Source organism: Collinsella sp. AF18-8LB (assembly GCF_003459795.1).
Taxonomy (GTDB): Bacteria; Actinomycetota; Coriobacteriia; order Coriobacteriales; family Coriobacteriaceae; genus Collinsella.
This window is the reverse complement of record NZ_QRWU01000015.1, coordinates 1-22,191: the sequence shown is the minus strand read 5'-3', so window position 1 is coordinate 22,191 and position 22,191 is coordinate 1. Positions and strand designations below refer to the sequence as shown.

22 protein-coding genes and 1 tRNA gene are annotated in these 22,191 nt (G+C 57.2%); 7 read left to right on the top strand and 16 right to left on the bottom strand.

Features of this window, described 5'->3' with window-relative positions; genetic code table 11:
* The 11 genes from DWX25_RS09190 to bilR form a co-directional block, all read right to left on the bottom strand.
* Positions 1-514: NADH-quinone oxidoreductase subunit C (locus DWX25_RS09190; RefSeq protein ID WP_117858922.1), on the bottom strand; the 514-nt coding region annotated here is incomplete at its 3' end.
* Positions 514-1,089 carry an NADH-quinone oxidoreductase subunit B family protein gene (locus DWX25_RS09185; protein WP_117734751.1) on the bottom strand — a complete coding sequence of 192 codons (576 nt, stop codon included), beginning with the start codon at positions 1,087-1,089 and terminating at the stop codon, positions 514-516. The genes DWX25_RS09185 and DWX25_RS09190, both read right to left, overlap by 1 nt.
* A 12-nt stretch (positions 1,090-1,101) precedes the next feature.
* Entirely contained in the window at positions 1,102-3,984 is a 2,883-nt protein-coding gene (locus DWX25_RS09180) for a proton-conducting transporter membrane subunit (protein WP_117798851.1), read from the bottom strand.
* Positions 3,985-4,244: 260 nt separating this feature from the next.
* Complete coding sequence (locus tag DWX25_RS09175) at positions 4,245-4,640, bottom strand: helix-turn-helix domain-containing protein (protein WP_117734753.1); 396 nt, start codon at positions 4,638-4,640, stop codon at positions 4,245-4,247.
* A 695-nt stretch (positions 4,641-5,335) separates the two neighbouring features.
* Complete coding sequence (locus DWX25_RS09170; protein ID WP_117798850.1) at positions 5,336-6,136, bottom strand: hypothetical protein; 801 nt, start codon at positions 6,134-6,136, stop codon at positions 5,336-5,338.
* The gene (locus tag DWX25_RS09165; protein WP_117798849.1) at positions 6,133-6,423 is read right to left on the bottom strand and encodes a hypothetical protein; all 291 of its coding nucleotides are present in this window, start codon (positions 6,421-6,423) and stop codon (positions 6,133-6,135) included. The genes DWX25_RS09170 and DWX25_RS09165 overlap by 4 nt, the downstream gene beginning before the upstream one ends.
* Before the next feature lie 14 nt (positions 6,424-6,437).
* Positions 6,438-7,277, bottom strand: coding sequence for a hypothetical protein (locus DWX25_RS09160; protein WP_117798848.1), 840 nt, complete (start codon positions 7,275-7,277; stop codon positions 6,438-6,440).
* Positions 7,278-7,715, bottom strand: coding sequence for a hypothetical protein (locus tag DWX25_RS09155; RefSeq protein ID WP_117798847.1), 438 nt, complete (start codon positions 7,713-7,715; stop codon positions 7,278-7,280).
* Positions 7,716-7,886: 171 nt separating this feature from the next.
* The gene (locus DWX25_RS09150; protein ID WP_117798846.1) at positions 7,887-8,099 is read right to left on the bottom strand and encodes a hypothetical protein; all 213 of its coding nucleotides are present in this window, start codon (positions 8,097-8,099) and stop codon (positions 7,887-7,889) included.
* 485 nt (positions 8,100-8,584) lie between these two features.
* Positions 8,585-9,889, bottom strand: a complete 1,305-nt coding sequence (locus DWX25_RS09145; protein ID WP_117734759.1) for an ATP-binding protein — start codon at positions 9,887-9,889, stop codon at positions 8,585-8,587.
* Between the two features lie 235 nt (positions 9,890-10,124).
* Positions 10,125-12,155 carry a bilirubin reductase, long form gene (gene bilR, locus DWX25_RS09140; protein ID WP_233505203.1) on the bottom strand — a complete coding sequence of 677 codons (2,031 nt, stop codon included), beginning with the start codon at positions 12,153-12,155 and terminating at the stop codon, positions 10,125-10,127.
* Positions 12,156-12,936: 781 nt separating this feature from the next.
* On the opposite strand from bilR, the gene DWX25_RS09135 reads away from it, so the two are divergent.
* The 6 genes from DWX25_RS09135 to DWX25_RS09110 all read left to right on the top strand — a co-directional run bounded on the left by DWX25_RS09135 (position 12,937) and on the right by DWX25_RS09110 (position 17,253).
* Positions 12,937-14,148: a tyrosine-type recombinase/integrase gene (locus DWX25_RS09135; RefSeq protein ID WP_158557559.1), complete on the top strand. Its 1,212-nt coding sequence runs from the start codon at positions 12,937-12,939 to the stop codon at positions 14,146-14,148.
* Between the two features lie 32 nt (positions 14,149-14,180).
* A complete protein-coding gene (locus tag DWX25_RS09130) occupies positions 14,181-14,402 on the top strand; it encodes a hypothetical protein (RefSeq protein WP_117798843.1) in 222 nt (73 codons plus the stop codon).
* A gap of 580 nt (positions 14,403-14,982) precedes the next feature.
* Entirely contained in the window at positions 14,983-15,189 is a 207-nt protein-coding gene (locus DWX25_RS09125) for a helix-turn-helix domain-containing protein (protein WP_117798842.1), read from the top strand.
* Positions 15,190-15,201: 12 nt separating this feature from the next.
* Positions 15,202-15,633 (top strand): hypothetical protein, encoded by a 432-nt coding sequence (locus DWX25_RS09120; protein WP_117798841.1) that lies wholly within the window; start codon positions 15,202-15,204, stop codon positions 15,631-15,633.
* A gap of 23 nt (positions 15,634-15,656) precedes the next feature.
* Entirely contained in the window at positions 15,657-16,409 is a 753-nt protein-coding gene (locus tag DWX25_RS09115; protein ID WP_117798840.1) for a hypothetical protein, read from the top strand.
* A 283-nt stretch (positions 16,410-16,692) separates the two neighbouring features.
* Entirely contained in the window at positions 16,693-17,253 is a 561-nt protein-coding gene (locus tag DWX25_RS09110; protein WP_117798839.1) for a recombinase family protein, read from the top strand.
* A 9-nt stretch (positions 17,254-17,262) separates the two neighbouring features.
* Here DWX25_RS09110 and DWX25_RS09420 read toward each other — a convergent pair whose 3' ends face one another.
* Complete coding sequence (locus DWX25_RS09420; RefSeq protein ID WP_147335811.1) at positions 17,263-17,481, bottom strand: hypothetical protein; 219 nt, start codon at positions 17,479-17,481, stop codon at positions 17,263-17,265.
* A gap of 339 nt (positions 17,482-17,820) precedes the next feature.
* A tRNA-Met gene (locus DWX25_RS09105) sits at positions 17,821-17,897 on the bottom strand.
* Between the two features lie 196 nt (positions 17,898-18,093).
* Between DWX25_RS09105 and DWX25_RS09100 the strand changes: the two genes are divergently transcribed.
* Complete coding sequence (locus DWX25_RS09100; protein WP_158550213.1) at positions 18,094-18,867, top strand: type III pantothenate kinase; 774 nt, start codon at positions 18,094-18,096, stop codon at positions 18,865-18,867.
* Between the two features lie 105 nt (positions 18,868-18,972).
* Here the strand turns inward: DWX25_RS09100 and DWX25_RS09095 are convergent, their stop codons facing one another.
* From DWX25_RS09095 to folK, 3 genes are all read right to left on the bottom strand, one after another.
* On the bottom strand, positions 18,973-20,169 hold the full coding sequence (locus DWX25_RS09095) for an ATP-binding protein (RefSeq protein ID WP_117798838.1): 1,197 nt from the start codon (positions 20,167-20,169) through the stop codon (positions 18,973-18,975).
* A 252-nt stretch (positions 20,170-20,421) separates the two neighbouring features.
* Positions 20,422-21,123, bottom strand: a complete 702-nt coding sequence (locus tag DWX25_RS09090; RefSeq protein WP_117798837.1) for a hypothetical protein — start codon at positions 21,121-21,123, stop codon at positions 20,422-20,424.
* Positions 21,124-22,191 (bottom strand): 2-amino-4-hydroxy-6-hydroxymethyldihydropteridine diphosphokinase (gene folK / locus DWX25_RS09085; protein WP_199412348.1); only part of this gene is annotated, 1,068 nt, incomplete at its 5' end.

The window sequence follows — 22,191 nt, the reverse complement described above, 5'->3', positions numbered from 1 at the left end:
CGCCCGCGGCGCCCTCCCCCGCAGCAGCCGCAGCCGCGGCGGCCTTCTCGGCCGCAGCCTTGCGCGCCTTGGCCTCGGCGGCGGCACGGACCTTCATGGCCTTCTCGCGCGCGGCCTTCACCTCGGGCGTGATAACGCTCATGGGCTCGGCAGTCGAAACCTGGTAGAAAAAGCCCTTAAAGTCGATCTGCATATCGGTGATGGCAAGACCAAATAAGTCGTGCGCTTCGTTTTCAAACGGGAACACCGCCGGATAGTACGAGCTGATGGACGGAATCTCCTGGTACTGGTCGATGCCCTCGACTACCAGGTTCTCAATCGCATAGCTGCCGTCCTGCGCAATATGCTCCTGAGCAGCACGAACGTTGATAAACGTATAGACCAAGCGATACGTGCCGTCGTCGACGTTGCGCTCGGCATGCATTTGCACAAAGCGCGCGCCGACGCCCTTGAGCACCTGGACATGCGACAGGAGCTCGTCGATCCCAACGGTGGTATAGATAGCCTTTTGCATTACTCGGCCTCCTTTGCAGCGACGGGCGCGGCGGGCGTCCCAGCGGGCGTGTCACCGGCCCCCGCAACTGCCACAAACCCGTCCTCGCCCAGCTCAACGCCACCGTCCCAGGTTGCGGCACCTCCCACGGTGAGCGGGTCGCCACCGGCACGCATCACGGCCTCCTTCTGGTCCAGAATGCCGCACGCCTCCACGATGGCATCGATCACGGTCTCGGGGCGGATGGCGCATCCGGGCGCGTACACGTCCACGGGAATCGCGCGGTCCACGCCGCCGATCACGTTATAGGCATCGCGGAATACGCCGCCCGAGCACGCGCAAATGCCGCAGGCCACCACGCACTTGGGCTCGAGCATCTGGTTGTAAATCTGACGCACGACGGGCAGGTTCTGGGCATTGACCGACCCCGTCACCAAAAAGATGTCCGCATGCTTGGGGTTGCCGGTATTGACCACGCCAAAGCGCTCCGCATCGAACAGCGGCGTGAGCGAGGCCAGCACCTCGATATCGCATCCGTTGCAGCTCGAGCCGTCGTAATGAATAACCCACGGCGAGCGCGACATTTTATGATCCATGGATGCCGCCTCCTAAATAAACACGTCAACGAGGATGGGCATAAGGTTGAGCAGGCCAAACACCAGCGCCACGCCCCAGCCGAGCTTAAAGCAGCTGCGCCAGGTGCTGCGCGCGAAGGTGTTGTCGATCAGCACCTCGACAAAGTACGTCGCAACCATCACGACCAGGGCTACGACCCAGCTCACCGGGTTGTCCCAGACAAAGAACATGCCCACCCACATCAAAAACAGCACGGTCTCACACCAGTGCATAAGGGTCATCTTGGCCAGCGTACCGCCGCTCATCTCGGTGGCGACACCCTGGACAATCTCTTGATGCGCGTGATGCGAGTACGAAAGGTCAAACGGCGACTTGCGCAGTTTGATGGTGAGCACCGCAAGCAGCGCCAAGAAAATGGGCGCACTGTACGCGATGATGGGCGCCGACTGCCCGGTTACGGCGATGGAGTCGAAGCTATCGGTGGCGAGATACAGACCCACGCTCATCAGCAGAACGGCGGGCTCGTAGCTCATAACCTGCAACAACTCACGATCGGCGCCAACCTGGGCAAACGGGCTTTGCGTCGAAGCGGACGCCAACACCACAAAGATCGCGGCGAGCGTCACCATAAAAGCGCATAACAGCGTGTTGGAACCCGACACAAAGATGCCGCCGCCCACCACGGTAAAGATGAGCGCGCACGCCATGTAGGTATCATCCATGGTGTTTACGCTGGCAGGGGCCTTGCGCAGGAGCTTGGCCACATCGTAGAACGGTTGCAGCAGGCGCGGGCCCACGCGGCCCTGCATGCGGGCCGAAAGTTTGCGGTCAACGCCGTCGATCAAACCGCCCACAAGCGGCGCAATCAGGGCAAACGCCACGGTACCAATAAATATGCCCACGACGCCCGAACCTTCAAAATACTTACCGCGCAGCACCGAGGGCGCGCTCATGGCAAGTCTCTCGGGCCCGATCCACGCGCAGCACAGCAGCGCAAACAAGATAATGCTGCAGCACACGACGCTGCCCGCGGGGCCGATACGCTTCTCGCCAAGGGCGTCCTCCGAGTACCAATTGCGCTTTTCGGCCTTCACCTCGTGACCCATCGAGCCACGGAAATGGCGGTAATTGTCGGTCCCCACGCCCGAAAGATATACGTTTACGTGCGGCTTGTTGCTCACACGGAATGAAGTCAGCAGCACCACGGCAATAAACGCCACGATAACCACCATCAGATACATGGCATCCTTGCCAATAACGTACGGCACGCGGCCAAACACCATGGCCAAGTAAGGCGACACCAGACCGCTCGAGATAACCGGGAACGCCACGCAACACAGAATCAGCAGCGCGGCGATGGTGTTGAGCGCCATCCATTCGGTCTTATGGACATTGACCTCAACGTTTTGAGCCGTGGGGTCGACGCCCGAAAGCTTGGCAAGCCACTTGCCCCAGAAGAAGAACGTCGCGGCCGAGCCAAAAGCAAGCACCATGATCATGAGCACGTTGCCGGTCTGCGCAAACGCCACCAGGGCGCCCCACTTGGAAACGAGCATGCCAAACGGCGCCACAAACATACCCATGATGCCCAGCATCATCAGACGCGTCAGGTGCGGCATGCGGCTGAACATACCGTCCATGTCCTCAATGTTACGGCTGCCGATATGATGCTCGGCGGTACCCACGCACAGGAACAGCAGCGACTTGGCCACCGTATGGAACAGGATCAGGAAGATGGCCGCCCATACGGCCTCGGGCGCGCCGACACCCAAGCAGGCACTGATGAGGCCCAAGTTGGAAATGGTGGAGTACGCGAGCACGCGTTTGGCGTTGCTCTGCGAGATGGCCATGAGGGCAGCAAGCAAAAACGTGATGGCGCCCACACTCGTAACCATAAAGCCGGTCACGGGATAGATGGCATAGAGCGGGCTCAGCTTGACCATCAGGAACACGCCGGCTTTGACCATGGTGGACGAGTGCAGCAGGGCGCTCGTGGGCGTGGGGGCAACCATGGCGCCGAGCAGCCAGGTGTGGAACGGCATCTGTGCGGCCTTGGTGAGTGCGGCGAGCGACAGCAGAACGACCGGCATCACCAGCAGCGCAGATTGCGCGGTACCAGCGCCGGCAAGATCGATCATGCCCGAGATGGTCAGCGGCATGCCGCTAACGTGCAGGTACATGAGTCCGGCCAAAAACGCGATGCCGCCCAGCATGTTGAGGATGATCTGGGTAAAGGCGTTTTTAATGGCCTCGGGCGTGCGCGTGTAGCCAATCATAAGGAACGAGCACACGGTGGTGATTTCCCAACCGCAGAACAGCCACTCAAGGTTGTCGCTCGTCACGATGACGAACATGGCCGAGAGGAACAAGAACATAAGCGCCAGGAACTGCGGGCGACGGTCGGGCGCAGTCTGCCCGTGAAGTGCGGCCTCGTGCTCGTCGTGGGCCTGGAAGTCCTTCATGTAGCCCAAGGCGTACACGCAGATCAGGCTGCCGACGATGCCAACGGCGAGGACCATGATCACGCTCATGTAATCCAGGTAGAGCGGCGTAGCGGTGACGGCTTCGACCGCGGGCAGCGTCATGGCCGCAAAGGCGACCGAACCCACCAGCTGGACGATGCCGAGCACACCGGTAAGCACACTCTTATATTTATGCGCGTTGTACAGGATGACGGCGCACAGGATCACGTCGATGACGGAGCTGATGATCGAGAGCACGTGCGAGGTGCCGGGGGCAACCTCAAAGCTCTGCGGACCCGTGCCAAAAAATAAGACGGCAACTACAACCGTTGTCGCCATAATGACGCCGGAGCCTACAAGCCCTACCGCATCGCGAGCACGGTCACCGCGCGCAAGCAGCATGCCCAGCGCCGGTACCAGCGGAAACAGGGTAAGGAAATACAGTAGCGTCATACCATCACTCCCCCATGCAAAAACGCTATACATGCATTACGTTATAACGCTAATTTGAGCACCTGAAGGCGGGCTTTCGGCCAACTGTGGAACTTTAGACGTGCGAGGTAAGAAGCCTGTCCATATTGAAGCAATATGGCGGGCCCCGTCGCGGCAGTGCAGGGCGCGCGCCCCATTACATGACAACCTCCTCTGCTCCGAAAGAGCCTTTAGAGGGGCATCGCGATAGAAAAAATGCACCCCGTAGGCGCACGTTTTCGCTACTCCGCTTTCTTGGCGCGTGGTTTACGACCGCGCGGCTTATCAACCAGCGCTGCCTCGCCGCCGTCGCGATACTGGCGGCACCAGGCCTTAACCGAAGACTCGCTGGGAATCTGGTGTTTGATCATGGCCTCGCGAACCGTCAGGCCGTTTTCCAGGCGATCCTTAACTACGGCGAGCTTAACCTCGTACGAATACGTGTGATGGTGAGTGCCCGCGTTGAGCACGGCATCGGCACCGCCCACGGCATATGCGCGGGCCCACTGACGAGCCGTTGCCTGGGGAATGCCAAGCTCCGCGGCGAGGGCGCGATGACCGACCCCCTCTTGGAGGACCTCGACGGCGCGCTGCCTAACCTCAGGCGCATGCGTGCGAGTCCTAGTTGCTTCTGACATACCTGCCACTTCTTAGCCTTAACCGTTAATCTGCTTTCTTACGTGCATGTTAGATAGTAGCATTTTGCTGTTCGCGCGTAGCAGTTAATTGAAAATAGCAACGGCGGCATCTGGGCATTTGCCATTTATTTGCGACATTTCTTTACGTTCTATTTACGCAGCTAGTTAGCTCGCAGCTCATTGAGCGTGTTTTACCAACCAGATTGGTATCTTTTTGTTTGGCTCGGTATGGTTTGCGTAATTATTAACCCCTCCTAGCCCCTAAGTTAACGCGGCGGGCCTTCCGTTTACTCTCCAGCTTTCCACTTAACTTTCCAGCTTTCCACCTTAGGTGTTAAGTTAAGTGGAAAGTTGGAAAGATGCTGGGAAGTCGGCAAAGCTAAAACGCCTTTCTCCAGCGGCAGCTGGACAGTTAGTTCAGATTCGTATTTTTTGACAGCGCCGAAACTCTATTCTGGCCCCCTGAGAAGCCCCGTTGGCAGCTCACTAAATGCAAATCGAGCTCATATCGGCCAGCTAACCATAGTTCTGGACTGTTTTTTGCCCCAAAACGAGCGCCGGATGCGCCTGCTGCGGTCTGGAATTATACGTATCTGAACTAACTGTCCAGCGGAGTCCAAGACTGGGATCGAGCAGACTAGAGGGCGGCAACTGGGTGGTTGCCGCCCCCCTTGCGAAGCTAGTCGGCTTCGGAATCAGTGATCGATGCCGTTGAGGTTCACCCTCGTGAGCGTATAGGTCACATAGTCGGGCGATTGAGGCGTTGCGCTCGCCATGTCACCCTTAACCAGGCTCACTGTCATCACCAAGCGATAGTTCGCGTAGAACCGACTCGGCTCAACCTGCGTTTTGACCGTAACAGTAAAGGGCAGGCTAAACGTAGTACCAGCGTTCTGCGTTTTGAATTTGCCATTCTCCTTCGTGTCGGTGAAGGTAATCGCATTGCCCTCAGCTTTAACCTCGGCAAGTTCACTCGCCCCCGTTACGTAGTTGGAAATGCCATCCGTTACGTTCTCATACAAACCATCGGTCCCGCTGCGGACGCACCCGATCACGCCGCCAAAAAACGCGCCCGGCACGCCAGAGGCGTCTTTATTCTTATGTGCAATAGAGGCCGCCTTGCCCGAGTATTCAATGTTCAGATTACTCACAACGCTACCGTAGCTATACGGGATCAACCCAGAAAGCGCACCTGTGTCCTTGGAGTTGCGGATCTTGATAGCCGCCTGCGTAGCTACCTGCGACGAGCCCCTCAGGTTACCAACGATAACGCCACGGAACGGGTAACCTTTATTACCCAAGCCCTGAAAAACGGCGGCGTCCAGCTCAAGCGTGTCAATGCTTTCCCCCTTGTCGTTCTCCAGCTCGATGCTGTAGTAGGCACTCTGGAGATAGCTATGCATCGTCGCATCGCCAAGCGTATCTTTGGGGTCGGTTTTGTTAGGCTCGACCCGTCTCTCCCATGTTTTGCTCGCCTGCTTGTAGACGTACGTCACTTCATTCCTAGCATCCGCTGGGCACGGTCGAGCTCGTCGCTGCTAGGCGTACCCATGTAGCCCGTGAGCAAATCGCTCGCAAACAGGCTCTGAGCGGTACCCGTCACGGCGACGGACTTAAGAAATCCGTTGGCGATGTAGGCGGAATAGGTAAAGTAACCACCCATCACGAGCGCCACGGCGCAAACAAGTGCGATTGCCGCCACAACCAGCTTGTTCTTGACTAGGCTTTTGCTTTTTGCCAGCTGCTCGCGCTCGGCATCCTGCTGCTTCTCCCGCTTCTCCATGTGCGCCCCCTCTCCTACTTACCGCTCGTGTTGCGCGCGATCAGGTAGATCACATCGGTCTCTTTGGCGCTCTCGTCCCACGAAAGCTTGATGATAAAGTTGAGCGTGTCCTTGCCATTCGAGCCGTCGAGTGTCTTGGCGTTGAGTTCGCTTTTGCTGAACACCTTGAAACGGTAGAGCGGGCGTGCGTTGCGCTGGACGTTTTGATAGTCCTTGAATGTAGGGTCGCTTGCGCCCTCGCCCGGCACGGCTGCCAGGCCGCCGCCCGGGTCGTTGATGGGCGTGAAGCTCTTCAGCAGATCCGTTTCAGACATTTTCATGCTATAGGGCTTGCCACCCGCAGTGCCGCTCACGTCGGGAGTATCACCTAGGCCCTGATTCTCGGCTTTATACAGCTCGATAGTGAGACCTTTAATATTGGTCGTATTCGCAAGCTGCAGCTCAAACCCATCGCCGCCCGTCTGCACGCAAAACGGGCGCTTGAGCGTCACCGTGTTGCCGGTCTTGGTATCGCCGTATTCGGGGTTGTAACTCAGGTCGATCTGCTCGGCGGCCGTAGCGTTGGGGCCCAGCACCTTGAGCTCTGCCGGCTCCTTGATCTTGCCGACGGTGGAGCCGCGATTGGCATCGACAAACCATCCGAGCGTCAACCCCAGCAACACGAGAAGCACGGCCAACAGGCCCATGATGGCCAGGGATTCGCGACGATGATTGCTGGTCCACGTCTTGATGCACTCGATGCGGCCAACCGGACGTGCTTCGCCGTGCGAGCCGAACCCGTTGCCGCCGGGGTTTGCCGCTCCTTCGTTGTGTTTGATATCGCCCTGCTCGCGGGCATTAAGCTGCTCGTCCATTTATTTATCCGCCTCCTTGGCGGTAAAGCGCACGCGAATGTACTTGATGTTCTTGCCGATAACCTCGTCGGCGTTGTTGTAGTAGCTGGCGCAGGTTTCCACATCCGCAGCGAACATGCCGGCTCCGACAGGCGGAACCGCACTAGGCGCCTGACCTGGCACACTCGTGCTATCGGCGCGGAAATGGCGCGCGTGGTTACTGTTGATGTCGCCGACGAAGGCTGCGTATCCCGCGGCGGGGTCCGTGCTCGCAAAAAGGTTGCCGCCGTAGCCGGCGTTGCCCGTGCGAACGTAGCTCTTAAACTGCTCCGGCCAAATCCAGTAGAGGGTTTTGGGTACGGTTTTGGTCGTATTGTTTGAGCCCTCAGCGCGAAAGCTCCTCGCCGGAATGGCAAAGCTCTGCGTGATGACGGTAACGCTGGCTCCGTCCTGGGTCACCGTGGTTGTCGTGGGAACCAGCGGATTGGAGTAAAAGCCAGAGGTGTCTTTGCCCTAGAAAACCAGGATATGACCGCGCACCAAATCTTTAAGCGAGTTGATGATCTCTTCGTTTTTCGATGCGTCCGCGGCGGTGCCCGTACCCGCAGCGCTCGTCTGGACAGAAATCTCCTAGGTCATCTCCGCCGTGATATCGTGCAGGTCGTTGCAGAGCGGCTTGACGTTGAGCTGGAGCTGGCCCGCCGATCCCGGAGAGAGACTGCCATCGGCACTCGTGTTATTGAGGTTGAAAAAATTGTTCACGGCAAGGCTTGGACTGTCCGACGCGCAGTTGTCCTGGGCGTCGTACTTGCCCGCCGTGCCGTCCTGCGTTCCCGAGAGCACAAACCGCGGGCCCTTCGCCGCGATCGTGCTTCCCGTGGCGCTCACTCGGTTATTCGCGGCAAACTAGGCCAGGCATGCAAAGATGGCAACGATGGCGGCCAGCACAAACAGACCGCTCACCAGGAAATCCTTCCAGAAATCCTTGAGGGTCCGCACATGCTCGTCGGCAGCTTGGCGGTACTCGGCCGCCGTCTTGTGCTGCTAGAGCTCGCTATGTCGGTCCATGCCACCCATCGTTTACGTTTGCCCTGCTAGTGAGCGTGCCATCCTTTCCGCTTGGTCGTGCTCAATCATTGCTCGTAGGCATAGAATTCAGGCAGAATACAACACCATGCGATAAGGGAAAAGAATAGCATTGACCTGCGGTTTGCCCCACAACACAAGCCTTAATGATGTCTTAAAAGTCGAGCTCTTGGTGCAAAGTAACCTGACCCCCTTGCACCAATCCGTAGCACCGGGCAGCGGACGCACGACGTACCGCCCCCTTAACACCCCAACGCGCGCACGGGTATCACGTAGATACCGTTCTCGACCTCGCGGGCGTACTCACCCACCCCCACAATCACGGCCATAAACTCCGGTTCGTGTGTGCGTGAACGAGGATTTCCACAGACCTTCTTGCGAGCGCGCTTGAGGCTCTCGACGCCGGCGCTCGCCTTATCTTCGCTCACCTTAATCTCAAAGGCGGCCCACCGTCCATCGGCTAGCTGCACGATGGCATCGCATTCAAGGCCCGAATCGTCGCGATAATAGCGCACGGGCGTACTATCCAGCAGGTCGAGCGACCGCGCGTAGACCGAAAGGTCGCGTATAACCATATTCTCAAACACCAGACCAAATGTCTGCCAGTCGGCAAGCAGCGCCTGCAAGGACATGCCCAGCAAGGCGCAAGCAAGGCTTGGATCTGCCAGATAGCGCTTGGGTTTGACGGTAAAGCGTCGTTTGTCGCGCGCGGCGGGAACCCAACCGGGGACCTCCTCGAGAATGAACATGCCTTTGAGAGCATCCAGGTACCTACGCACCTTGGTCTCGTCGGCAAACGCTGCGGGTTCCTCCTCGGCACCGAACATATCCATAAGAATCGTTTTATACGTGGTCGCCTGTCCCAGATTGCGCGCGATCGATGCGGAGACTCGACGAGCAATATCGGGGTCGAGACCGACCGCCGGAAAGCTGCTCGAAAACGTGGTGTTGAGATATTCGCGGGCGATGAGCTGGGCGTCAGCCGAGACCATATCGATCGCCTCGGGCCAGCCGCCGCGGCAAGCGGCTTCGACAAGCCCCGGCGTATCGCCATTGCACCGGCAGGGCTCAAAACGATGCTCAAACAAGCCCGCCAGGCTCACCTTGCCGTTGGACTCACCTGTCTCGGCAAGCGTCATGGGGTGCATGCGGACGCGGCCGATGCGGCCGGCTCCACTATGCGCGGGCGCCTCCGCCTTTGAGCCAAACGCAGGCGTGGCGGAACCCGTGAGGATATAGGCGCCGCGCGTGCCCCGGGCACGGTCGACCTCGTGTCTAACGTAGTCCCAAATCTGGGGAACGCGCTGCCACTCATCGATAATATGCGGACGGTCTCCCAGCAACATCATCGCCGGGTCGGCACGCGCGAGGTCGAGATTCTCGTCGACATACGAGACGGACGCCCCGTGCTCAAGCGCGGCCCACGTCTTGCCGCACCGCTTGGTGCCTGCAATCTCGACCGCGCCAAAAACACGAAGGTAGCGTTCGATTTGCGCATCCACGATACGTGGGATGTATCCGTCCCGATGTAGCCTCTCTCCTGCCATGAGCCACCCCCGCAGATTTCCAGTTCCTGCTTTCTGATTCTTCTATTCCACTGTAGTAAATTCGGATTTTCGGGTGGTTGCGATTCGGATTTTCATGTTCATATAATTCGGATTTTCATGTTCTAAAGAGTCGGATTTTCTGAACCCACTGGTCAGGGGCGCCCTCATTGACAAAAAGGCGGGGAGCGCCGATAACGGCACCCCCCGCCCACTCAATACGCGGTAGCTTTCTTGCTTACAGCTCGTTGGCCGCGTGATACGCCGTGCGGATGGCGCTCGCAATGTCGGCGGTACGCTCACCCGAGCAGTCGCCCACGCAGGTCACGGGCACCGTCACGCCGTCCAGGTCAAACGCGTTGGCCTTGGAGCCCACGGCCATCACCACGTAATCGCAGGCAATCTTCACCGGCTCCTCGGCACCGTCCTCGGTGGTGCGAACGGCCTCCACGCCCTCGTCGGTAATGGCGGTCAGGCGGGTCTTAACATGCTGCTCCACATTGTGCTCTGCAAAGTCGCTCATAATCAGCGGCAGAATGGTCTCGGACTCGCCCGCGGCAATCTTGTCGAGCATTTCCACGATCGCCACCTCGCAGCCGTGCTGCAGCAGGTACTCGGCAGTCTCGGTGCCCACCAGGCCACCGCCAATGACGGCGACGCGCCCGCTGAGCTCCACCTTGCCGGCCAGCACGTCCCAGCTCGAGACAACCTTCTCCGAATCGGCACCGGGTACGGGAATGACCACATCGTGCGCGCCCACGGCCACAATCGCGGCGTCGGCGGCGTTGAGGTCCGCGGGGCTAGCGGTGTGGTTGAGTTCAACCTTCACGCCCAGGCCGGGCAGAATCTTCTCGTAGTACTCGACCGAGCGCATGATCTCGTCCTTGCGCGGAGGCGCGGCCGCCAGCACAATCTGGCCGCCCAGATGGTCGCTCGCCTCGTAGACGGTCACGTCGTAGCCGCGCTTGGCCGCCACGCGCGCCGCCTCCAGGCCGGCAATACCGCCGCCCACCACGGCGATCTTCTTGTCGCCCTCGCCCGGCTTAATGGCGATGGTCGCCTCGTCGCCGTTCTCGGCATTGAGCACGCACGAGATGTATTTGCGGTTTTGGATCGCGTCGACGCAGCCCTTGTTGCAGTTGAGGCACTCGCGGATGGGCTCACCCGTAGCGGCCTTGAGCGCAATGTCGGGGTCGCACATGAGCGAGCGGCCATAGGCGATGATGTCGGCCGCGCCGTCTTCCAGAATCTTCTCGCCGGCCTCGACCGAGACAACACGGCCCACGGTTGCCACCGGCACGGAGACCAGGGCCTTGACGCGCTCGGCCACCGGCAGCGTCCAGTTGTAGGGCATGGCGCCCATGGGCGGAATGGTGTCGCCCATGTTGCCGGTGTGGTTGGCCTGCGCGACCTGGATCATGTCGATGCCCGCGCCCTCGAGCAGCTTGGCAAACTCGCAGGCCTCGTCGGGCTGCAGGCCGCCCTTGCCGCGCGGCGTGCCGTCGGGGTTCTCCATGATCACGGGGAGCTTGTACTCCACCATCAGCTGCGGCGCGGCCTCCTTAATGGCGGCGACGACCTCGAGCGCGTAGCGAACGCGGTTCTCGAACGAGCCACCGTACTCGTCGGTGCGCTGGTTGAGGATGGCCGAGCACAGCGAACCCACCAGGCGGTCACCGTGGACCTCGATGGCGTCGATGCCAGCCTGCTGCGCACGAGCGGCCGAGGCGGCGATGGCTTCCTTGATCTGGGTGAGCTGCTCCACACTCGCCTCGTTCACAAAGTGCTGCATGTCGTGGTGCAGCTTGGCGTAGGCCTGTTTGCGGATCTCGTTGGACTCGGCCATCTTGGCGGCAAAGGTCTCCTCGTCGCCGGCGGCCTTGGCCTCCTGCGCGGCCTTGGCGGCGGCCATTGAGCCCATGACCATGCGGCCGACGCCGGGGACGTCGTACTCGGGGTGGAACAGCTGCAGTGCGACCTTGGCACCGTGCTTGTGGACGGCGTCGGCCAGTGCCTTAAACGTGGGGATCTGAGCGTCGGTCGCCAGCTTGGGCGTGGGGCTTGCGGTCATAACGGGAGCGACGTCGCCGATGACGATGTAACTCACGCCGCCACGGGCCAGGCGCTCGTAAAAAGCCAGGCTGCGCTCGCCGATGGAACCGTCGCGCTCCTCGTAGCCGGTGGTAAGCGGCGGGAACATAATGCGGTTCTTGAGCTCAAGGGGGCCAACCGTAATGGGTTGAAGCAGCTTAGACGCAGGTGTGGTCATGGACATTCCTCTCTTGTAGGCGCGGCGGCGATGGTGCCGCGTAGTTGTCTAAAGGATATGGCATGGGAATACGACAGCGCAACGGAAATCGGCGGATAGAAGGTGGCGGCAGGTGGATGGGGCGGGGCGGCCCGTCGGTTTGTCTCAATCTGTAACAGTTACTCGGCAAAACCGGGTCTTACTGTTACAGATCGAGACATTCCCCTCGACCCAACCTCAACAATCTCAATCTGTAACAGCTAGACCCACTTTTGACCCCTACCCGTTACAGATCGAGACAAACCAAACCCACCTGCTAGAAAATCTCAATCTATAACAACAACTCGGCAAAATCCGTCCCTCGTGTTACAGATTTAGACAAACACGGCCCAACCCACCGGTATATCTCAACCTGTAACACCTAGCCGCCCAAATCGGGTCTAGATGTTACAGATTGAGATTTTGTTTGGGAGGTTAGGAATTGGGCCGAGAAAACAGTCCCGGGATAACAAAAAAGCTCGCCGGCTAGGCCGACGAGCTGCAAGTTCTTGGTCGCGGGGGCAGGATTTGAACCTACGACCTCCGGGTTATGAGAGTGCTTTATATTATTCTATTCAGCAAATCTAATAACTCTTCTTTCACGTGATAACATAGCATTTAAGCTGCTATTTTGTTGATACAGTTCATACAGTTGCGTAGCGTTTAATCATTCAGTTAGTTTTACAAAATTAGCCGTTTGCTACAAGGTTGCTACAACACTGCTACAAATCATGAATATGAAATGTTCTTGAAGGGTTTGGTTATGGGCACGCTTTACTACACAGGACAGGAATTGCTAGAGGATAAAAAGCGCGGCAAGTTTCGCGGGCGGCTATCATACCGCGATACCACTAACAAGCGCCGATATATAACGCGCACGCTAAACGCCACGGGCAAGCGGGCGGCTAACGCAGAGCTAGCAGCATGGCGGCAAGAAAAAGAGCGCGAGCATAGCGAAAGCCTAAACCGTAACGGCGGTATATCGTTACCAATGGCAGACATGCCTATACCCGAATATGTGTCGCAATACATAGACGCAAAGGAACAAACTAAAGCTATTGAGCCGTCAACCATAAGCAGCTATCGCGATTCGCTGAAATATATAACCGCTGCTTTTAGCGAAACACGAATAATAGATTTACAGCCTATTGATGCTGAAAGATGGATAGCTGAACTTGTTAAAGAAGACCGCTCATCATCCACAATAGGAAAGGCTTTCAGGCTGCTAAAGATGGTTCTTGATAACGCTATCGCTAAGGGAATTATTGACAATAATCCCCTGTCTCTTGTTAAGCCGCCCAAACGCGTCAACAAGAAGCAGGGCATCAATGCGTTAGATGAAACAGCGCTTGCCGAGCTTCTTAGAAAGTTAAGCCTGCTTGAGCTGTCACCCGTCACTGTTGCGGCATACATTGCACTTAACACGGGAACACGGCGCGGGGAGGTATGCGCGATGCAATGGCGAGACATTGACGAGGACAACCGCGTCATATGGATTAGGCGAGCTATTGGAATTGGTAAAGGAGGTGCATATATCAAGCAGCCAAAGACCAACAAGGCGAGAGACGTTGTTTTGCCCGACACTTTACTAGAAGTGCTTAGTCAATGGCGGGAAAAGCAACGACAGGCGTTCGCCGATAACATGGCATCGCTTAACCCCAATTCTTTCATTCTTGGCGATGCGCTCGGATACTACCACCCAGACAGATTATCTAAAGACTGGACATTGCTAGTAAAGATGCTTGGCACGCGTGGCACCGAAGGGCGATACGTGTCTTTTCACGACCTGCGGCACACATGGGCGACATTGGCGCTTGCTCATGGCATGGACGTTAAAACCGTTTCAAGCAACCTAGGACACGCTAACGCGGCAATGACGCTAAACACATATGCGAGTGCAGACCCAGACGCAAAGCGGCGGGCGGCGGGCATCGTAGAGTGTCTAATGAGGTGCGACCAATCAACGAACAGGTAAGCAGTTTCAATTTTTAGAAAGGACATGACAACATGGATAAACAGAGCGACACACTAATAACGTTCAACGATGAACCAGAGGACGCCATTTCAGCCCTAAACGGCGCGGCGTGCCTGCTGAAAATGCTTGCAGATTCAGCCGATGCAGGCACTTGTCCATACAAGCATATTGGCGATGCGTACTATACGCTGGGCGCTGTTATCGAAGCCGCAACGCACAAACTAGGAGAGACAGTTTTCAGCAGCGACAAATAAGCGCCCCATCCATACAGCCAACGCCCAGCCACCCTATACGCCCGATACGGCAACCCTATAGGGTGGCTTTACTCTTTGTATAGCGACCCTATAGGGTGCCAATACAGATAAGAACAGATAAGACTAGATAACAGCAGCCCGCCACGCTTGCGCCTTTAGGGGCAAGCGCGAGCGCGGCGGGCGTGCAACCTTATTAGAAGAAAAGAAGACGGCAAGCACTGTTGAAAACCGGTTGAAAACTTGTTGAAAACTTGTTTTAACGCACCGAGTTATGAAGTCCATATGTTAATCAAAACTCATTTACACACTTTAGCGTTAATAAAAAAGCGTTGGTAAACATACCTTTAAGGGTTAACCCAACCTTAAACCATCGCTTTAGTAGTTACCCGAGGTCACATATTACGTTTTGGCGAGTCTCTTTTAATCACGACCGCTGCTGATTCGGTCTTTTCTGAATGATATAGCTTATTAAATTGCCTATTGGCGTATTCGTTTGCTAGAATCCCATAGAACGCTTTTATGTTTATATAGCCCCATCGAATCGCGATTCGTCCTATACGGCACGTTGAAAGGGGCACTAATGAAAAGCACCGAGCGGCAAGAAGTACCGCGCAACTTAAAAGACCTTCAAGAGCTTGTAACCGTTAAGCAGGTTGCAGACTGCTTGCAAATCTCAAAGGGCACTGTTTACAACCTTGTTAAAGATGGGCAGCTGTCGGCGGTAAGGATTCGCGGAAATATGATTCGTCTTAACCGCGACCAAGTGTGCCGATATTTCGGCTTATAACGGGCGGCGGCTATGGGCGATGAACTAAACAAAGCAGGTGAAGCGTGCGCGGCGCGGGCACTTTCCAACTGCCCCATATCATGGGTTAAGCACGAAGCCGCTAACGCTGGGAACCCCTATCTTAATCAACTTATTTCAGTCGGTGGTATGGAATCATACGGACGCTATTGGCGGCTTATTGAGCTGCTATCTAACACGAACGCGCACGCCATACCGCGCGAAGGTGAACAGGGCTATAGGGGCTTTCAGCTTGGTTTGTGCTTCAACTCCCCCGAGGAATACGAAGCCTTTATCGCAACGCTAATAGACCTTGAACTTGTAACTGTCGATAGCGGCGGGCGGCGCGGTGTGCCACTTGTTGACGAATCGGCGATCGCGATAGGCAAAGCCCGATTGAACGGCAGCAAAGGCGGTAGGACGGCAGCGCGTAACCGCCAACGTTAAATAAATAATTGGAGCGATTCGAAATGAACAAAAGCCTACTTGACGATTCAATCATGCAATGTTCAATCAACAACCGAAACGATGAGCGCGAATCATGCTTTGACGCTTTCAGCACTTGCGAGACGTGCTTTCGTGAAGAAATGAGCCTTGCAAATCAAGCCTTTAGCGATTTGGCACGCTTGCCAAGTGATTTAGATTTGTGCGAGCCGTTGCACCGAGACGAAAGACACGTTCAAGACGCAAATGCCCAGTTTTTCCAAATCCTCAAGGCGCTTGACATAAATGATGCGGTAGAGCTTGCAGACGCTTTAAACATCGACATAGATATTTGCACGCGCGTTTACAGGAATCCCCTGTTATGCGATGGAAAGGAACGCGCCCTTATATTGCAACAGCTTGACGATTCGCAATCGCCCTTTCTTGACGTTTGGGATATCGAATACAGACATGGCGAATCAATAGGCGAAGCGTTGGCATCGTGGACGCGCGAGAACTTCAATACGCCGTATCAATTCTACAGACAGGCACAAGAGCTTGAATTGAAATGCTATCTCGTTGGAATTGTCGGTAAGCTAAACGACCGCGAGCGATTCGGTCTGCTATATGCGCCAAGTCTCGAACGGGCGATTAAAGAAGCGGCGGCGATAGCGCTTGAGGACACGCCAACGGACGAACCAGCTATAGAGCAGATTAACGCTTGTATCGCATCACTTGACCATGCCAAGGAACAGCTGCTTGATTCTTTCAGCGTTTTAGTTGAAGCGCGAAAGCAATAGACCGTGACGGGAAACACAGGCGCGGCGGGCGGCATGCGAATTGTTATAGCCCTATGCGACCGCAAACACCGTTCGAGTTTATCGGCGTATCAGCGGCAGTTTTGCAATACTGTAACAAAGACACTAACCGCTAGGCGTGTCCCAAAAGCACACGTTAAGAGACGGCAATAAGCAACCGAGAACAAAGTGAAAAACAGACGCTTTAACCGTCTCTTTAACTGTCTCTTTATTATTGTCCCGAAATGCCTTAAACTTTTAGATACACCTACAAAGGGGGCAAGTAATGATATTTGGATATGCACGCGTTAGCACCAAAGAGCAGAACCTAGACCGACAGCTAGACCAGTTGGCTAAACGTGGTGTTGATAAGATTTTTAGCGACAAAATCAGCGGCGTTAAAGAAAGCCGCCCCGAACTCGACAAAATGCTTGGACAGTTAAGGAGTGGCGATACTGTTGTAGTTTGCAGCTATGACCGCTTGGCGCGAAGCAGTAAGCAGCTATTCAGTCTTGCCGAACGCTTTGAGGAAAACGGCGTTTCGCTTGTATCCATCAAAGAGGGCACCGATACCAGCACCCCACAGGGACGTTTCTTCTTTGCAATGTGCGCGGCTATGGCACAGTTTGAGCGCGAATTGATTAAGGAAAGACAGGCAGAGGGCATCGCGGCGGCAAAAGCGCGCGGGCGGCAGTTTGGCAGACCCGCCACAGACCCAGACAAGATGGATACCGCCGTAAGGCTATACAAAGACGGCGGCATTTCCGTTAAGGAGATATGCGAGCGCACAGGCGTAAGCCGCGCCCCGCTTTATAGGGAACTCAAGAAAAAGGGCATCGAGCGATAGCACCGCCTGCTACAACGCTGCTACAATCAATTCGCCCATAGCCGAACAGGCTAACGAAAAAGAGCGCTTGCCATTCAGTTGGCGGGCGCTCTTTTTCGTTGTTGTATGGCGATATTCGCCGCTTTGACCAATTCGCACGCACACCGATAGCGGCAGGGGCAAGAAAGCCGCTTGTAATGCCACCACAGAGCCGCAGCGCGGCAATAATGAACGTTGGTCTTTAACCAAGTTTGCGCTTTTAACTACAAGGAAGACGAAATACCCCCAACTCGGCGTAAAAGCGAAAATCTCTAAATATATCGGTCTTATTCTCCTAAAAGAAGACCACCCCCGTCTGAAAAACCCAAACGCGAAGTAATTTAGCTTCCGTCATTGGTGCCCTATGGCTATAGCCCTACTTGAGCATGGGGGGATACCCCAGCGGCAAACTAGCGACTATTAGCGTAGCTCGAATTGAGTTTAGTTTGCAGTGCTATTTGCTACAAAGCCTGCTATAACGCTGCTATAAATCAAAGATATAAAAGAAAGCAGCCCAGAGGAACAGTGCCTTTGAGCTGCTAAAAGTCTTGGTCGCGGGGGCAGGATTTGAACCTACGACCTCCGGGTTATGAGCCCGGCGAGCTACCAGACTGCTCCACCCCGCAATGTCTGGGCGCCTCATGTGCGCAAGAAAGAATATTACGCGGGAGTTCGGTAAACGGCAAGGAAAATCTCGTAGAGCATAGTTCCTTCATATTTAAACCCCTCAGCCTCTATCACCGTAAACGAATCGCAGCCGAGCGCCGTCGACGGCACGTATACAATGGTGCGCGTCCTTTTATGCCGACACCTGGAGTAGACATGCTGCTCGCTATCGATATGGGAAACACGCAGACGGCCATGGGCCTGTTTGACGGAGACGAGCTGGTGCAGTCGTGGCGCATGCCCACCGACCGCTCCTATACCGCCGACGAGATCCACGTGCGCCTGATGGGTTTCTTTAAGATGTACGACCTTTCGCTCGATGCGGTCGACGCAATCGCCTTTGCCGGCGTGGTGCCGCAGCTCTCGCGCGAGTGGCACGCCGTGGCCGACCGCATTGCCGCGGACGCCATCGTCATCGGGCCGCAGACGGCTGCGGTGACCAAACTGCGGGCGGCGCGCCCCCAAGCCGTTGGTGCCGACCGCATCGCCAACGCCGTCGCTGCCGAGACCTTCTACGGCGCCCCGGCGATCGTGGTGGACTTTGGCACCGCAACCAATATCGACGTCATCGACGAGGACGGCTATTACATTGGCGGAGCGATCGCGCCGGGCATCCGCATTTCGATGGACGCGCTCGCCGCCCGAGCTGCCAAGCTCGCCAGCGTTCCGCTCGAGGCGCCCGAGCACGCCATCGGCCGCGATACCGAGGAGTGCATCAAGGTCGGCGCCGTGGTGGGCGCCGCCGCCATGGCCGAGGGCTTGGTCGCGCGCATGAAGCGCGAGCTGGGCCGCGAGGACGCCACCGTTATCGCCACGGGCGGTCTCGCCGGCATCGTTGCCGATTCGACTGACGCCTTCGACGTGATCGACGGACAACTTACCATTAAGGGTATCTGCGAAATCTATCGTCGCATGCAGGAGCTGGGGTAAGGCAGGGGCTTAAGTCGAGCACGGGCGCGAGCGGCGGACTAAGCAATGCATCGGTCCTATTCCTCAAAAACGAAAATTTTTCAGTTTTGAGGAATAGGCTTTCTGCTACGCCTCGCCGCACAACCACCTCGCCAGGTCCACGATCTGCACCCCATCGCGATCCGTGGCCTCGTGATGCGTGCGGGCAAGAATCATCTTGGGATACGCATCGACAATGCTCAGCAGTGGCGAAATCTCGCGTTCAAACGTCTTATCCGAGCTGATGTCGTCGCTCACCTGAATGTAGAGCTTCTCGCTTCGCTTGATTGCTACAAAGTCTATTTCCTTTTTATAGAGCACACCGACGTATACCTCGTATCCGCGGCGCAGCAGCTCGATGGCCACCATGTTCTCGTATACGCGTCCCCAATCCATATCACGTGTACCAAGCAGTGCGTATTTGAACGCGTGGTCTGCCAGGTAATACTTCTCGCCGCTCTTAAGGTATTTTTTGCCGCGAATGTCGTACCGACGAACTTTATAGAAGGCAAACGCATCGCACAGGTACCCCATGTACGTGCCGACCGTCTTGTTCGTTATCTTTAGCCCATCCGCATTCAAAACATCTGTAATGTTGCGTGCCGACGTTATGTTGGAGACGTTGTCCATCATGTAATCGGCAATGCGCAGCAGTGCCGATTCGTTTCTCACGTTATGCCGCTGCACGATATCCCTCACGATGAGCGTTTTGAAGGCATTGGAGAGATATTGGTAGCGCTGCTCCTGCAGTGGATAAGGGTAAGAGCCGGACATACCGCCGGTTCTCGCGTACTCATCGAAGTCGCGATCGACCTCGCCCTCGTCACTATAGAAGCGATACTCCTCAAACGAGAATGGGAAAACCTCGATCTCGAACGTGCGCCCCGTAAAGAGCGTCGACAGATCGCTCGACAGCAAAAAGGCGTTCGATCCGGTGATGAAGATGTCGTACTGCTCGGATGCATGGAGGCTGTTGATCGCGCGTTCAAAGCCGTCGCACATCTGAACCTCGTCGATAAGCAGAAAGTTTTGCTTGTCGGACACTCGATGCTCTTTCACATAGGCGAGCAGGGCATGATATTCGAGCAGGCCCTCGAACTCGTCGAGGTTGTAATTGATATGGATGACATTCGAATTGGACAGATTTGCCTCCACGTAATCGTGGAGGGCCTCGAGCAATTTTGACTTACCGCTACGGCGAATGCCCGTTATGACCTTGATGTCCGGTACGCCAATAAGGCTCGTCAACGTGTCCATATATGACGTTCTATTGATGAGTTTCATTGGTGCCTCCCTGCGGTCTTTTATCGCTATTCCTCAAAATTGAAAAATTTTCAGTTTTGAGGAATAGGCTCTATAGCGAATATACCTCGCGAAAGACCGAGCTGCCTTAATCCTATTCCTCAAAAACGAAAATTTTTCAATTTTGAGGAATAGGGCGCTGGCAACCCATTCCCCAGATAGGCGGAACCCTCCCCGGCACAGGCCGAAGAGGGCTTCGGTGTCATCGTTATCTTTGAGCGCGGGTGCCTCGCGTTACAGTCCGCGAATGCGCACGGCCTCGGGCGGAAACTCTTGCTCGCCGGCGTCGGTCTTAATGGTCGCGCGGCCCCAGATGTCCAGGCCCGCAAACACGCCGACCGCGAGCGGCAGGCCGTTGGGCGACACCGCCGCGACCTGACGACCCAGCAGCGGCACCATATCGAAGTACTCACCCAGCACCGGGGCCAGCGGGCCGGCAGCACCCTGTGGTGTGTTGGCGGCAACCGCCCAGGCGTCAACGCGAGCGAGCACCGCCGCGGCCAGTGCCTCGACCAGCACCTCGTCGGCCATATCCACGCCGAGCCCGCCTAGCACGGCACGCTCGACATCCACCGTCACCGCGGCAAACATGCCCGCGGCACCGGCACCGCCGTTCACGGCAACACGCGCGAGCGACGTCTCAAACGCAGGCGCACCGCACACGATATCGCTCGGCCACTGGATACCCACCTTGCCGGCAAGGCCCAGGCCCGGCGTCGACGCCGTGCCCGCGAGCGCGTCCATCATGCCCATTGCGGCCACAAACGGCAGGCCGTGGAAGGCGTGCATGTTCACATCGGGGCGCACGACCAGCGAAAACGTCAGCGATGCATCGCCCGCGCTCCACGCGCACCAGCCCGCAGACATGCCCTCGCGGCCCGCATCACGCGCCGCGTCGAGCTCGGTACCGGCGGCAACAGCATTTATCTCAATCATCTACATACGCCCCAATTCGCCCACGATATGACCCACGCGGTCCTCGGGCTCCTTGACCTCAACGCCGTTGAAGCGGAAGAACCGCGCCGGGTCGTGCATCAGGTCCTCGAGCGGCACCAGCACAAAGTCGCGCTCGCCGATCAGCGGATGCGGCAGGCGCAGCTTCTTGCCGCCGTGCGTCTCACCATCCATCCACAGCAGGTCCAAGTCGATGGTGCGCGGGCCGTTGACCTTGGCCTTCTTGGAGCGGTCGCGGCCCAGCTCGAGCTCGATCTTCTGCAGCTCGTCAAGCAGTACCAGCGGCGCCAGCTCGGTCTTAATCTCGATAACGGCGTTGGCAAACGCGTCCTGGCGCGTCTCGTATGCCGGCTCGCTCTCGTAGATGCGCGAGCAGTTGGACACGCAGGTGAGCGGGATCTCGGCGATCATGTCGCGCGCGGCGCGGATGTTGTCGCAGCGATGCCCCAGGTTGGAACCCACGGCCACAAACGCGCGGCGCGGCTGCGGCTTGGCGACGGCCCAGTAACCGTTCAGGAACTGCGCGAAGCCGGTGACGTCGTGCACGCGCACGATGTTGGCACCGGCCTGGATGGCGCCCAGGCACACACCAAACGTGGCGGCATCGCGCGCGGCCGCCTCGGTCACGCCCGAGACGGCGCCCACAAAACGCTTGCGCGACACGGCACACATGAGCGGATAGCCCAGCGACGCCATCTTGGCGGTCTCGCGCTGGATGACGATATCCTCGTTGGCCGTCTTGCCAAAACCCGGGCCGGGATCGATGCAGATGCGATCGCGCGACACGCCGGCATGAATGAGCGTGCGGGCCTGGTCGGACAGAAAGCCCATGACGCGGCGCATGATGGGCGCCGAATCGGGCAGGGTGAAGCGGCGGAGCTGAGAGGTGGGCACGTAGGCCTCCTCGCGGCGGGCGCTGCGGCGCATCATGGCTGCCAGGTGGTCATTGGGCTCCGGCGCGGGCTCGGGGGTCGCGGCAGGCTCGGCGGCAGGGGCGACCCGCTCGGCCGCCGGTGCCGCCTGCTTCTGCTCGTCCGCAGGCTCGGGCGC